The sequence below is a fragment of the Corynebacterium sp. TAE3-ERU2 genome (genome assembly GCF_019209955.1).
Lineage (GTDB): Bacteria > Actinomycetota > Actinomycetes > Mycobacteriales > Mycobacteriaceae > Corynebacterium > Corynebacterium megadyptis.
Genome location: NZ_JAHUTL010000001.1, coordinates 399,994 through 412,989, shown reverse-complemented (window position 1 = coordinate 412,989; position 12,996 = coordinate 399,994). Strand labels below are relative to the sequence as shown.

Genomic DNA, 12,996 nt, shown 5'->3' with positions numbered 1-12,996 from the left:
TCATGCGCCTAGCTGCGCACTTGCAGCCCATGCTCGCCGAATTAGCTCGCCGCGAACGCGTCGGAGCCGGCCCGCTGAAAAAAGAAGAGCAGGCCGAGCGCGAGGTGTTGGAGGCGTTGCTCGCCCAGCGCGCCGAGGAGCGCAATGCTCGCGCCGCCTCGCAGATGTCCACCGAGGATCAGCGCTGGGCAGTGAGCCGGATCGAGGCGGATATCCGCAAGCTACGCCGCCGCGAAAAGGCCAATGTGCAGGCCCTGGGGGCGTCGACGGATACCGCCACCCGCCGCGATCTCGAGCACGATCTCCGCTCCACTCGCCAAAAACTGGGCGAGCAGCAGGACCTGCTGCAGGAGGCGGAGCAGCGGGTGGCTGCCGCCGAGATGAACACCATGGCCAGCGGCGCGGAATCCGATGAGCTGGACCGCAAGATCGAGGCCGCGGAGCGGGCCGTGGCCGCCGCCCAACACGCCACCGAGGCCGCCGAGGCCTCGAATGCGGAGCGCATCACGGAGATCCGCGCCGAGCTTCCCGAGGACGCGCTGCGGCTGCTCGCGGCGAGCGCCTCCGCCTTCGGCGCCGCATTCTTTAATGGGCGCACCTGTGGCGGGTGTTCCATTATCCTGCCGGTGGCGCAGGCATCCGCCATCATGTCTGCCCCCAGCGATAGCGTTCCCACCTGCCCAGAGTGTGGCACCTACCTGGTGCGTGAGCGCGGCTAGGGGGCATCTATGAAGCTGGTTATTGAATCCGATGGCGGCTCGCGCGGCAATCCCGGCATCGCTGGGGCCGGCACCGTGGTGTATAACGCCACCCGCAGCCGCGAGCTGGCCACCGTGGTGGAATACCTGGGCTCGGCGAGCAATAACGTAGCCGAGTACCACGGCATGATTAACGGCCTGCGGGTCGCCCGCGACCTTGGCGCCTCCGAGGTGGAGGTGTACATGGACTCCAAGCTGGTGGTGCAGCAGATGTCTGGGGCGTGGAAGATCAAGCACGCCGATATGCAGAAGCTGGCACTGGCGGCGCGCTCCCTGGCCCAGGAGATCGGGGCAGTGAGCTATCACTGGATTCCGCGCGCCAAGAATAAGCGGGCCGATGAGCTCTCTAATGAGGCCATGGATCTGCACGGCACCGGGGTGAAGCCGGGGCATATGGTGCTCGGCGGGGAGGATCGCCCGCAGCCGCGGGCGGTACATCCGCTACTGGCCACCGACGAGCCCGGCACCGTTCAGGAACTGCCGCTCGACCCCGCGCCGAGCGCCCCCAGCACCGCGGCGCGCTGGACTGGGGCGACGAGCACGCCGACGCGGCTGATCCTGCTGCGCCACGGCCAAACCGAGATGTCCGCGCAGAAACTCTATGCCGGCCACTCCGATGCCCCGCTTACGGAGCTCGGCGAACAGCAGGTGCGGGCGGCCGCACAGCGCATTGCCGCCGGCCTCGACGGCGAGGGCTTCTATGGGGCCCAGCACATCGACGCCATCGTGGCCTCGCCGCTGAGCCGCGCCCAGCGCAGCGCCGAGATCCTCGCCGAGACGGTCGACGGCCCGGCGGTGGAGACCGCCGAATGCCTGCGCGAGATGGACTTTGGCGACTGGGATGGGCTGAGCTTCGCCGACGCCCACGCCCGCGATCCACAGCTGCACAGCACCTGGCTGAACGACCCCACCACGGCCGCCCCCGGTGGGGAATCCGTACTCGACGCCGATCAGCGCGTATGGGAGGGTGTGCAGCAGCTCATTGAGAACCACCGCGAACGCAACCTTGCCCTCGTCGCCCATGTCACCCCCATCAAGGCGGTGCTGCGGCATGCACTTGGCGCGGATGAGCGCTTCTTCCACCGGCTGCACCTCGACCTCGCCTCCATTTCTGTGGTGGAGTTCTATGCCGATGGCCCAGTGAGTGTGCGCATTGTGAATCTCACCGGCTAAGCTAACTTCTTGCGAATGAGTCGGCTGGGTAATCGCGGCGGGCGTAACTGCGCGGAAGCGTGTACGTCGCCTCGTCGAGGAAAGTCCGGACTCCACAGAGCACGGTGGTTGCTAACGGCAACCCAGGGCGACCTGCGGGAATAGTGCCACAGAAAGGAAACCGCCTCCCAGCTGCACTGGATGATATGCACTGGCAGGTAAGGGTGAAAGGGTGTGTTAAGAGCGCACCAGCGCCCGCAGTGATGCGGGCGGCTAGGTAAACCCCACCGGGAGCAAGGCCGAAGGGCGCACCTCTGGTGTGCCTGCACACGGACAGCCACGTGAAAGGCTGAAGTTGCTCGACTTCTTGAGCCGTGTGGGTTGGCCGCGTGAGGCCCGTCAGCAATGGCGGGTCCAGATGGATGATTACCGCCCACGGCAGCAGCCGCGGGAACAGAATCCGGCTCATAGGCCGGCTCATTCGCCCCTTTTTTTTTACTCGCCCAGCAGCCCAGCCTGCCGGTAGAGCTGGTGGAAGTGGTGCACCGGCCCGTGGCCGTGGCCGACCTCCAGCTCATCGGCGTGCGCGATGGCCTCATGCAGCCACACCGTGGCCCAATGCACCGCCTCGGAGGCGTGCTCGCCGGCGCCAAGCCGCGTCGCAATAGCCGAGGACAAGGAGCAGCCGGTGCCGTGGGTATTGCGGGTATCGATCCGCTCGACGGGGGTATGCCACTGGGCGCCATCGGGGGTGATCAGGGTGTTACCGGCGTCCGCATCGGAGATATGGCCGCCCTTGCACACCACGGCGGTGTGCAGCGTGCGCGCCACCTCGGTGGCATAGGCCAGCGATTCCTCGCGATTCGCACAGGCCCCAGCGTGGAACGGGCCACCGCCGTTCATGGCCTGCCGGAGCACCGCCAGCTCCCCAGCATTGGGCGTGATCAGATCGGCGCGGGGGAGCAGCTCGATCAAGGCATCGGCCGAGCGCTCATCGTGTAGCAGATCCCCCGAGGAGGCCTTCATCACAGGGTCGATCACCACCGGGATATCGGCGTCGATACGCCCCAGAAAATCCGCCACCTCGGTGATGGTCTCGCGATCGCCGAGCATGCCGATCTTGATGGCGTCAATATCCACATCGCTGCGCACCGCCTCTAGCTGCTCGCGCAGGAAAGAGCGGGGCGGGGTAAAAATCTCGCGCACCCCGCGGGTGTTTTGCGATACCAGGGAGGTCACCACCGTCATGGCGAAACCACCGGCCGCGGAGATGGCCTTGATATCGGCTTGGATACCGGCGCCGCCGGTGGGATCCGTACCGGCGATGGACAGGACGCGAGGGATGGAGTCGAAGGTCATAGGCTCTCGTATCGGTGGGGCTAGTGCATACAGGCGGTGGTTCCGGTGCCCAACGCGACGACGACACACCCGTCCTCGCTGAGCTCGGCAATGGTGTGCTGGGCGCGGGACTGGGGGACAACGGCGAGCACCGCGGGCGAGACGCCCCACTCTAAGGGACGGGCCGCCACGGCCCCGCGGGTGCGGCAGAGCTGCACCAGCGCGGTGAGGTGCTCATCGAGGGGGCTGCCGGTGGCGCAGTGCGCCGCCAGCGCTGCCGCCGAGGCATTCAACGCCTCATAGGCTTGGGATTCGCGCCGGGAGCGCAAAAACATGGCGGTGTGCTGGGCGCGCTCATCTTCCGCCGCGAAAAACTCGGCCCACTCCTGTGCCTCGCGGGCGCTGGGCACATAGTCCGGCACGGGGGTATCGCTGTGGGAATGGTGAATATGCAGCGCCTGCACCCAGTCATGGATACGCTCCGGGGCATCGGGCAGACTTCGCAGTGTCGTCACCCCGAAAGTAGAACAGGCCGCAGCCATGCAGGCGCGGCGGGTGGCGCTCGCCTCCGCAGGCGCGGGGCGCTCGCCCGGGGCATACACCCCGATCACCACGTGCGGCTGCCCGCCGTCCTGGCTGAGATGCGCGGCGGCCGTCACCGAGCCATCGGCGTGATCGAGCACCACCAGATGCGGCTTCGTGGTCGCCCCGGCGCTGCGCAGCGCCGCATGGTAGCGGGCGGGAAGTACCGGCTGCGGGGCCAGCGTGGCGGCATGATGCACCAAGGTGTCCACCACGCGGGTGCGCCCGGGCGCATCGTCCTTGGCCGTGGACTCGCTGTGAATGAGCAGCGCCAGCGCCGCCTCGGTGGCCTCGAAGCGGCCAAAGCCCTCGACGTCGGGAATATCGGTGAAGACAGTGATCTCCAGGCCGGCGTGACCGGAGGTGGTGGAGGGGCGCCAGCCGAGGCTGGCAATGAGCGTCGATAAGCGCCATGCCCACGGATATGCGGCGCGCAGCTCCGCGTGGGCAGCGGGCGGCTGATCCATGAGCTCGACCACCCGCGACCAGCCAATGGTCTCGCTGAACGTGGTGGTGGTGCCGTCCACATCGCGGGCGTGCACCTGCACCCGCACCACATCCTCGGCGATGGGGCTGGCGGCTACCGCGCTGCGATAGGTCGTGTGCGCAATGATCACGGTGCCGCCGGTGTCATCGCCATATTCGCCCATGACCGGCACAGTCGCAGGGGCCGAGGCCACCGGAGCGGCGGTGGGGTGTAGCCGTGCCACCTCCGCTGCGTGATCAGGATGTGCGCTCGGCCACAACACCTTGGCCCCTCCTTAGGACTCTGCGGGAACATAACTTCTCACCCACTCTAGGACAGCGTGTTCCCGCATGTGCCGACATGGGGGCGCTAAGGCCCCTACAATGGGCATAATGCCCAATACACATAGTTTTTAAGGAGACTGCATGACTGAGAAAAAGTGGTACTACAACACCTCCACCGGAGAAGTGTCCACCGACAAGGTGGGATCGTGGGACGATCGCATGGGTCCCTATGCCACCGAAGAAGAGGCCCGCAACGCCTTCGAGATCGCGCACCAGCGCAACGAGGCCGCCGATGAGCGCGAGCGCGAGGACGACTGGAACGACGACGACTGGGGATAAAACCAGCAGTCGCAGCGCTTATCGACGCCGCCCTCGCATCTTTGTATAGGCGGCGCGAATAGCGTCGAAAGACTCTTCATAGCCACTGAGGGCCTGCAGCCCCAGCTGGCGTTCTTTTTGATAGAGCAGCCCATAGGCGAAGGTATCCTCGCCCTTCGCGCGGGCGCGCAGCGCGAGCCGCACGATCATATCCCGCGAGGTAACGGTGTCCTGGAAATCGCCGAGCACAGACTGCATGCGCTTACAGGCCTTCACCACCTTCTTCGTTTTCAAGGAGGTGGCCGCACCGGCGGCATCCGCCGAATAGCGGAGCTTCTTCGCCGCCTTGCGCATATTGTGCACCGCGTTTTCGCGGGTGTGCAGATCCAGCTCCTGGTCGGCCCACAACGCCACCGCTTTCTTATGGCGCTTCACCAAGCGGCGGTAGGCGTCGTCGAGATGGCTGGCCAGCACCTGCTCCGGCTCAGCCGCGGCGGCCGTGTCGCCGGCCTCATGCGCGTCGTCGGCCAGCGGCGGATGGGCGAGCAGCTCGTCGAGATCTCGCAATAAGGTGAGATAGCGCTCGCTATCAAGCACCTTCACCACCCGGGCGTGGGCGCGGCGATAATCGCGGTGGAGACCCTGGAGCACGCGGGTGCGGGTGGTCTCATCGATCATGCCGCTGTCCTCGGCCTCAATCAGGTGAGCCATGCGCTCGGCCACCACCTCCGCATCGCGGGCCTGGCCGAGGATGCCGGCCAGGGCCTTGAGCTCCTGCTCAATATGGCCATAGGCCTCGCCCACGAGAATGCCCTCGAAGGTGCGCATGTGGCTGCGCAGCTCGCGGGTGGCCACCCGCATCTGGTGGATCGAATCCCATTCATCGCGGCGCACCCGCGGATCCATCTCCACGATGCGATCGCGATTCTGTGCCAGCGCCGCCACCACGCCCGCCGCGGGGGAGGAAGAGGGCAGCTCGGCCAGCTGCGGGGGAGTGGGGGCGGCAGCAATCGACTCGCCCAGCGCCGCCACCAGCTTGGAGGGGCTATCGGAGTCGCTGGCGCCAGCGGCGCGCACCACCTTGCTGGCCTTGCGCAAGAACTTCGCCCCGCGCTTGGTCTCGGCGGCCGGCCCGGCGAGCTCGATCTCCCACTCGCGCCAGCGCCGCGCCGTGCCCGTGGGCAGGAAAGAGCGGGCAGAAACGTGATCATCGCAGAACTCGGCCAGCGCTTCTCCCGCCGCATCCTCATACACCGTCTCGTGGCGCTCATTATCCACTCGGGCGATAGGCTCGAGGCTCTGGCCGCGGCTTAAGGCCCGCACCGTCGCCAGAATCTCCGCGGGGATGCGTTCCGGATCTGCGGGATCACTATCGGCGTGAATCTCCAGCCGGCCCTGCTCGCCGGGCAGCTTGATATGCCAGCCGTCATCCTTGCCGCCGGTACGGCGCCGCAGCGTCACTTTCGCCCGCGTCAGCCGCAGATCGGGGGTGTCAAAATACACCGCCGATAAACGGTGCACCACGGTCTCGCGCGCGGCCGCACAGCCAGAGACATGCGTCAGATCCGGAACCGCGAGCTCCTCGGTGGCGGAGAACTTTATTTCAACCTCAAGATTCGTGGCAGTGCCCATGCCCAATATCTACCAGTTTTGCTCCGTGTTAGCTGCGTAAACACCACTCGGGGGTGTGCCGAGTCGCGGCTGTAGATCAGGGCAGGATACTGGACCAACTCGATCGCCGAACTCAAGTAGGTTGGAATATATGAACAGCCAACAGGAATTCGTGCTCCGCGCCATTGAAGAACGAGACATCCGCTACGTGCGCCTCTGGTTTACCGATATTCTCGGCTACCTGAAGTCCGTGGCCATCGCCCCCGCAGAGCTCGAGATCGCGCTCGAAGACGGCATCGGTTTCGATGGCTCGGCCGTGGAGGGCTTTTCCCGCATCTCTGAATCGGACACCCTGGCCAAGCCCGATCCCTCCACCTTCCAGATGCTGCCGGATTCCTATGGCGAAGGGCTGGAGAATACCGCCCGCATGTTCTGCGATATCGTCATGCCCGATGGCCAGCCCTCGTGGGTGGATCCCCGCCAGGTGCTGCGGCGCCAGACTGAAAGGCTGGCGGATGAAGGCTTCCGGGCGTTGCTGCACCCCGAGATTGAGTTCTACATGGTGCGTAGCCTCGATACCGATGGCAAAGAGCCCGTCCCCACCGATAACGGCGGCTACTTCGACCACGCCACCTACGACGATGCCCCGCGTTTCCGTCGCGACGCCATGGCCGCGCTCGAATCCATGGGCATCGCCGTGGAGTTCTCGCACCACGAGACCGCGCCGGGCCAGCAGGAGATTGATCTCCGCTATGCCGAGGCGCTGAATATGGCGGATAACATCATGACCTTCCGCTACCTGATTAAGGATGTGGCCGCCCACCACGGCGTGAAGGCCACCTTTATGCCGAAGCCCTTCCGGGATTTCGCCGGCTCGGCCATGCACACCCACATGTCGCTCTTCGAGGGCGATACCAATGCCTTCCACGACTCCGATGACATGTACAACCTCTCGCGCACCGCGAAGCAGTTCATCGCCGGAATCCTCTACCACGCCCCGGAGATCTCCGCGGTCACCAACCAGTGGGTGAACTCCTATAAGCGCATCATGTTTGGCAATGAGGCCCCCACCGCGGCCACGTGGGGAGTGTCGAATCGTTCCGCCATGGTGCGCGTGCCCACCTATCGCCCCACGAAGGTCTCCTCCCGGCGCATCGAGGTGCGCTCCCCAGACACCGGTTGCAACCCCTACCTAGCCTATTCGGTGCTGCTTGCCGCCGGTCTGCGGGGCATTAAAGAAAGCTATGAGCTCCCCGATCCGGCCGAGGACGATATCTCGCAGCTGACCCGCCGGGAGCGCCGCGCCCTCGGCTATCAGGACCTGCCGGCCAGCTTGGACCAGGCATTGCACATGATGGAGCAGTCCGAGTTCCTCGCCGAGGTATTGGGCGAGCACGTCTTCGAGTTCTTCCTGCGCAGCAAGTGGAGCGAGTGGCGGGACTATCAAAGCCAGATCAGCGCGTGGGAATTGCGCACCAATCTGCACTACTAAGATCGAGCATTCCACCGCCCGCAGTCGAGGATAAAGATCATGCGCACTAGCCTGCCCACCCCAGCCAGCTTGTCCCTCCAGCGCCCCACGGCCGCCGATGACCTCAAGGAGCTGGGGTGGTACAACGAGGAGTCCCTCGAGCTGCTGCGGCAGCTCTCCGGTGCCGCCGACCCGGATCTGGCGCTCAATACCCTCATCCGCTTGGTCGCCAACCTCGACGATGCGGAACGCGCCGAGTTTGATCGCAGCATGCGCGAGCACCGCGAGCTGCGGGTCCGGCTCATCGCGCTGCTCGGCGGTTCCACCGCGCTCGGCGATCATCTGGTGGCCCATCCGGAGACGTGGCGCAGCCTCAAAGAGCCGATGCCCACCAAGGAGGAGATGCTGCGTCTCATGCTCGGCGCGGTGGATGCCCATCCCGCCCGCTTCGCCGAGGATGTCTCCGCGCAGCCTGCGGCCGAGAACTGCTCCGAGGTGGGCATGTATGTGGCCGGCATGGTGGGCACCGAGGCCGAGCGGGCGCTGAAGGTAGCCTATCGCAGCATCATCATGCGCATTGCCGCCGCGGATCTTGCCGGCACCTATCCCGAGACCAGCCGCCGCTCCGGCCTAGAGATGGTGGCGTTTAAAACCGTCTCGGCGCGGCTGTCCGATGCGGCCGATGCCGCGCTTACCGCGGGGCTCGCCGTGGCCGCCGCCGGGGTCTATGGCGAGGATCCCCTGGACTGCGCGCTCGGGGTGATCGCCATGGGCAAGTGCGGGGCGCGGGAATTGAACTATATCTCCGATGTCGATGTGATCTTCGTGGCCGAACCCGCCACCCCGAAGGCCACCCGCCTGGCCAGCGAACTCATCCGCATCGGCGGCAAGGCCTTCTTCGAGGTCGATGCCGCCCTGCGCCCCGAGGGCAAGCAGGGGGCGCTGGTACGCACCCTCGAATCGCATGTGAGCTACTACAAGCGCTGGGCGGAAACCTGGGAATTTCAGGCGCTGCTCAAGGCCCGCCCCCTCACCGGCGATATGGAGCTGGGACAACGCTATATCGAGGCGCTCGAGCCCATGGTGTGGGAGGCCAGCCAGCGGGATAATTTCGTGGAGGGCGTGCAACACATGCGCTCTCGAGTGCTGAATAATGTGCCCTCCGATATGCAGGAGCGCGAGCTCAAACTCGGCCGCGGCGGGCTGCGCGATGTGGAATTTGCCGTGCAGCTGCTGCAGATGGTGCACGGTCGCGTGGATGAGACCCTGCGCACCAAGGCGACCGTGTCTGCACTCGAGGCGCTTATCGACGCCGGCTATGTGGGCCGAGAAGACGGCAAGGTACTCATCGAGGACTATGAGTTTCTCCGCACCATTGAACACCGCCTGCAATTGCAGCGCCTGCGGCGCACACATGCCCTGCCCAAGCCGGAGGACACCACCGCCCTGCGGTGGCTGGCGCGCTCTGCCGGGCTGCGCGGGGAGGGGCGCGGCACCAGCGCGGAAACCCTGTTGAAGAAGCTCAAGCGCGTCTCCATTCAGGTCCGTGGGCTGCATACGCGGCTGTTCTACCGCCCGCTGCTGGGCTCGGTGGCCGCCCTCGATACCGGCACGCTCACCTTGAGTAAGGAATCCGCGAAGCTGCAGCTGGCCGCCTTGGGCTATCAATTCCCGGATCGGGCCTATGAGCATCTGACGGCGCTTGCCTCGGGCTCCTCCCGCAAGGCCAAGATCCAGGCGATGCTGCTGCCCACCCTGATGGAGTGGCTGGGCGATACCGCCAACCCGGACCAGGGTCTGCTCAACTATCGCAAGCTCTCGGATGCGGCCTATGACCGCACGTGGTTCTTGCGTACCCTGCGCGATGAGGGGATCGTGGGGCAGCGCCTGATGAAAGTGCTGGGGACCTCGCCCTATGCGGCGAATCTGGTGGTCTCCGCCCCCGAGGTGCTCAAGCTCTTTAGCGACTCCGCCAAGGGGCCGCGGCTTTTGGAGCAATCGCCGGAGACCATTGCCAAGTCACTGCGTGCGGCCGCGGCCCGGCACGATGATCCCGACCGGGCGATCACCGTGGCCCGCTCGCTGCGTCGAGTAGAGCTGGCGCGTATCGCCTCCGCGGATCTGCTCGGGCTGATCGACGTGCAGACGGTGTGCGCGAGCCTTTCGGAGATCTGGGATGCGGTGCTCGACGCCGCCCTCGCCGCCGAGATCCGCGGCTCCGTGCATAAGGGCGAGGTGGAGAAACCCCTTGCCCGCATCGCGGTGATTGGTATGGGCCGGTTGGGCGGTAAGGAGCTGGGATATGGCTCCGATGCCGATGTGATGTTTGTGGCCGAGCCCGTGGAGTCGGTGGGGGAGAATGAGGCGCTGATGTGGGCGAAGCGCATCGTCGATCGCATGCGCCGCCGGCTGAGCAAGCCCTCCAGCGATCCCTCTCTCGAGGTGGATTTGGGCCTGCGCCCCGAAGGGAAATCGGGGGCCGTGGCCCGCACCGTGGAAAGCTATCAGCGCTACTACTCCTCGTGGGGCGCGGTATGGGAGAAACAGGCGCTGCTGCGGGCCACCGACATTGCCGGCGATAAGGAGCTGGGCGTGCAGTTCCTCGCCGCCATCGACGAGTTCCGCTATCCCCCTGGGGGCGTGGATGAAAAGACCGTGCGCGAGGTGCGCCGCATGAAGGCGCGCGTGGACAATGAACGCTTGCCGCGCGGCGCGGATCGTAAAACCCACACCAAGCTGGGGCGGGGCGCGCTCACCGATATCGAGTGGACGGTGCAGCTCGTGAGCATGCTTGAGGCGCACAAGCACCCAGCCCTGCACACCACCTCCACCTTGGAGGCGCTGGATGTGATGGAACATGAGGGCATCGTGGACGCGGAGAAGGTACAGATTCTGCGCTCCGCATGGCTGGCCGCCACTCGTGCCCGCAATGCGCTGGTGCTGGTGCGGGGCAAGCGCACCGATCAGCTGCCGCAGCCCGGGCCGCAGCTCGCGGAAACCGCGGCGGCCGCCGGCTGGAACCCCATGAATTACCAAGAATTCTTGGAGGACTATCTGAAAAAGACCCGCCGCGCCCGGCAGGTGGTGGACGAGGTGTTCTGGGGCGAGTCCACCATCAGTGATGAGATTGCCGATTCGGAGGGGATGGAGCACCGATTCGGGCCCATGGGGTCTTTCTCCGGTGGCGGCCAGCAGCGACCCCAACAGATGCGGCGCATTCCCCGGGGGAGTGAGCGTTTCTAGATCGCTACACTGGGGTGCACCTAGCGCCTAGAAGGAGCAGTGCAATGAATATTTCCATGCGTATCGGGCTCGAAATGGATAGCCCCACCGTCGGTGATCTCATCGAGTTCGCCGATACCCTCCGTAACCTCGGGGTCGATCCCGAGGAGTTTCTCGTGATCGATCAGGACGACCGCGAGATCTATGTGGAGCACAACGGCGTGCCCGGTGCTCCCGCCGCCGCCTCGGCCGGCGAGGATGTGGTGGACGCGGAGGAAGTCGAGGATGCCGAATCCGCAGCGGCGACCCCGCCCACCGGAGATGAGGGCGCGGACAGGATCGAATTTCCGCGCGGGACGAGCTTCGACGCCGCCAAGGTCTATGACGCCGTGCGCCAAACCCTCGGCGACCAAGCCGTGCACAGCGTGGTGGATGCGCTGCTGCGGGGCCGTGGTGGCCCCAGCCCGCGCTAGCGGCGCTCGCGGCGGCGCGCCCACACCAAAGCACTGGCGCCCAGCGCCCACACGATGAGGGCGGCGAGCCCAGCGAAGCGGAAATCGCCCCACGTGTAGTGGGTGCTGTCCGTGGCGGCGACGTCGAGAAGCATGCCATAGCCCTGGGCGACGATCATCCCCGCGGTGAAGCCGCCCATATTGGCCAAGCCGGTGCCCGTGGCGAGCACCTCGTGGGGCACGGCCTCGCGCACCTGGTCGAAGCCATAATTGGCCACCGGGGCGAGCGCGCCCATCACCACATTGAGCACCACGATCCACGCCACTCCGCGCGGGGAGGCGCTAGCGAAAAAGAGCGCCCATAGCGCCATGGTGATGCCCGAGCTCACCAGCGCCAGCAGCCAGCGATTCGCCCCGAAGCGCGCCGAGATGAGCCCGTGGAGCGGGCCGGCAAGAACCTGCACCACGGTATTGACCACCAGCACCCAGCCGGCGACGTGGGCGCTGATCCCCATGCCGAGGGTCATCAGCGGCATGCCCCAGGTGAGGGTGAAGACCACCTGGGGGAATAAGCCGATGCCGTGAATGAAGAAGCCCTGCCAGCAGGCCGGATGGGTGGCCACGATGCGCAGGCGGGTCCGCAGCGGCTGGGTGGAACTCACCAGCCGGCGGGGCGGCTCCTGAATAGCCACCCAGGCCGCCAGCGCCACCAGCACGCCCGCCGCAGCCGCGGAAATAAAGGCCACTTCCCAGCCCGCGGCGTGGAGAATACCGAGAAATACCACCGCGGAAAGGAACTGGCCCACCTGCCCCAATGCGGCCGTCAGCTGGGTGAAAATGGGTGCCCGGTGCAAGGGAAACCACTGCGGAATGATGCGCATCACCGACAAAAATGCGGTGGCATCGCCCATCGCCACCAGCACTCGGGCGATGATGGCCACCGTAAAGCTCGTGCTCAGCGCGAGCAGCAGCTGGCCGCCGGCCATGACGAGGGCGCCGGCAACAAGCAGGCGGCGGGCACCGAAACGATCAATCAGCACGCCGGTGGGAATCTGGGCGAGGGCGTACACCCCCATCTGCACCGCGGTGAACACGGCGAGCCCGCTGGCAGAAGCGGAAAAACGCTCAAAAGCCTCGACGCTGGCCACGCCGAAGGAACCGCGGCCCATGATGGCCACGATGTAGACCACGACGGCCGCCAGCCACACCACCATCGCCTGCCGCTGGCTGACGGCAGCGGTGGGGTCAGTGGGGTCGGGGGCGCCAGCAGAGGACGCGGAGGACGCGGCAGCGGAGGTGTTCATCATCCACCACGATAGTGCTGGCACGAGCGCCGCTGGCA

At 66.0% G+C, this 12,996-nt stretch carries 10 protein-coding genes and 1 other RNA gene; 7 read left to right on the top strand and 4 right to left on the bottom strand.

The window, feature by feature from the left end; translation table 11 throughout:
- Nucleotides 1–2 precede the first annotated feature (2 nt).
- The 3 genes from KRX12_RS01755 to rnpB all read left to right on the top strand — a co-directional run bounded on the left by KRX12_RS01755 (nucleotide 3) and on the right by rnpB (nucleotide 2,394).
- Nucleotides 3–719 (top strand): C4-type zinc ribbon domain-containing protein, encoded by a 717-nt coding sequence (locus KRX12_RS01755; RefSeq protein WP_218365499.1) that lies wholly within the window; start codon nucleotides 3–5, stop codon nucleotides 717–719.
- A 9-nt stretch (nucleotides 720–728) separates the two neighbouring features.
- Nucleotides 729–1,931 carry a bifunctional RNase H/acid phosphatase gene (locus KRX12_RS01750; RefSeq protein ID WP_218365498.1) on the top strand — a complete coding sequence of 401 codons (1,203 nt, stop codon included), beginning with the start codon at nucleotides 729–731 and terminating at the stop codon, nucleotides 1,929–1,931.
- Between the two features lie 16 nt (nucleotides 1,932–1,947).
- Nucleotides 1,948–2,394: RNase P RNA component class A (rnpB, locus tag KRX12_RS01745), an RNA gene on the top strand.
- Nucleotides 2,395–2,405: 11 nt separating this feature from the next.
- On the opposite strand, the gene thiD is transcribed toward rnpB, so the two are convergent.
- The gene (thiD, locus tag KRX12_RS01740) at nucleotides 2,406–3,269 is read right to left on the bottom strand and encodes a bifunctional hydroxymethylpyrimidine kinase/phosphomethylpyrimidine kinase (protein WP_218365497.1); all 864 of its coding nucleotides are present in this window, start codon (nucleotides 3,267–3,269) and stop codon (nucleotides 2,406–2,408) included.
- A gap of 20 nt (nucleotides 3,270–3,289) precedes the next feature.
- A complete protein-coding gene (locus KRX12_RS01735) occupies nucleotides 3,290–4,579 on the bottom strand; it encodes a hypothetical protein (protein ID WP_218365496.1) in 1,290 nt (429 codons plus the stop codon).
- Nucleotides 4,580–4,721: 142 nt separating this feature from the next.
- On the opposite strand from KRX12_RS01735, the gene KRX12_RS01730 reads away from it, so the two are divergent.
- Nucleotides 4,722–4,919 (top strand): hypothetical protein, encoded by a 198-nt coding sequence (locus KRX12_RS01730; protein WP_218364043.1) that lies wholly within the window; start codon nucleotides 4,722–4,724, stop codon nucleotides 4,917–4,919.
- 18 nt (nucleotides 4,920–4,937) lie between these two features.
- On the opposite strand, the gene KRX12_RS01725 is transcribed toward KRX12_RS01730, so the two are convergent.
- Nucleotides 4,938–6,530 (bottom strand): CYTH and CHAD domain-containing protein, encoded by a 1,593-nt coding sequence (locus tag KRX12_RS01725; RefSeq protein WP_218365495.1) that lies wholly within the window; start codon nucleotides 6,528–6,530, stop codon nucleotides 4,938–4,940.
- Nucleotides 6,531–6,660: 130 nt separating this feature from the next.
- On the opposite strand from KRX12_RS01725, the gene glnA reads away from it, so the two are divergent.
- The 3 genes from glnA to KRX12_RS01710 are packed head-to-tail and all read left to right on the top strand — an operon-like array spanning nucleotide 6,661 to nucleotide 11,675.
- Nucleotides 6,661–8,001: a type I glutamate--ammonia ligase gene (glnA, locus tag KRX12_RS01720; RefSeq protein WP_151529205.1), complete on the top strand. Its 1,341-nt coding sequence runs from the start codon at nucleotides 6,661–6,663 to the stop codon at nucleotides 7,999–8,001.
- 39 nt (nucleotides 8,002–8,040) lie between these two features.
- Nucleotides 8,041–11,223, top strand: a complete 3,183-nt coding sequence (locus tag KRX12_RS01715) for a bifunctional [glutamine synthetase] adenylyltransferase/[glutamine synthetase]-adenylyl-L-tyrosine phosphorylase (RefSeq protein ID WP_218365494.1) — start codon at nucleotides 8,041–8,043, stop codon at nucleotides 11,221–11,223.
- A gap of 44 nt (nucleotides 11,224–11,267) precedes the next feature.
- On the top strand, nucleotides 11,268–11,675 hold the full coding sequence (locus tag KRX12_RS01710) for a hypothetical protein (protein ID WP_218365493.1): 408 nt from the start codon (nucleotides 11,268–11,270) through the stop codon (nucleotides 11,673–11,675).
- Here KRX12_RS01710 and KRX12_RS01705 read toward each other — a convergent pair.
- The gene (locus KRX12_RS01705; RefSeq protein ID WP_255550012.1) at nucleotides 11,672–12,961 is read right to left on the bottom strand and encodes a nitrate/nitrite transporter; all 1,290 of its coding nucleotides are present in this window, start codon (nucleotides 12,959–12,961) and stop codon (nucleotides 11,672–11,674) included. The genes KRX12_RS01710 and KRX12_RS01705 overlap by 4 nt on opposite strands.
- Between the last annotated feature and the right edge of the window lie 35 nt (nucleotides 12,962–12,996).

What these genes read in the sequence shown, in the direction of transcription:
- KRX12_RS01750 (WP_218365498.1), top strand. Translation starts at nt 729, where the DNA reads ATGAAGCTGGTTATTGAATCCGATGGCGGCTCGCGCGGCAATCCCGGC.
- KRX12_RS01705 (WP_255550012.1), bottom strand. Translation starts at nt 12,961, where the DNA reads ATGATGAACACCTCCGCTGCCGCGTCCTCCGCGTCCTCTGCTGGCGCC.
- KRX12_RS01730 (WP_218364043.1), top strand. Translation starts at nt 4,722, where the DNA reads ATGACTGAGAAAAAGTGGTACTACAACACCTCCACCGGAGAAGTGTCC.
- KRX12_RS01710 (WP_218365493.1), top strand. Translation starts at nt 11,268, where the DNA reads ATGAATATTTCCATGCGTATCGGGCTCGAAATGGATAGCCCCACCGTC.
- KRX12_RS01755 (WP_218365499.1), top strand. Translation starts at nt 3, where the DNA reads ATGCGCCTAGCTGCGCACTTGCAGCCCATGCTCGCCGAATTAGCTCGC.
- thiD (WP_218365497.1), bottom strand. Translation starts at nt 3,269, where the DNA reads ATGACCTTCGACTCCATCCCTCGCGTCCTGTCCATCGCCGGTACGGAT.
- glnA (WP_151529205.1), top strand. Translation starts at nt 6,661, where the DNA reads ATGAACAGCCAACAGGAATTCGTGCTCCGCGCCATTGAAGAACGAGAC.
- KRX12_RS01715 (WP_218365494.1), top strand. Translation starts at nt 8,041, where the DNA reads ATGCGCACTAGCCTGCCCACCCCAGCCAGCTTGTCCCTCCAGCGCCCC.
- KRX12_RS01725 (WP_218365495.1), bottom strand. Translation starts at nt 6,530, where the DNA reads ATGGGCACTGCCACGAATCTTGAGGTTGAAATAAAGTTCTCCGCCACC.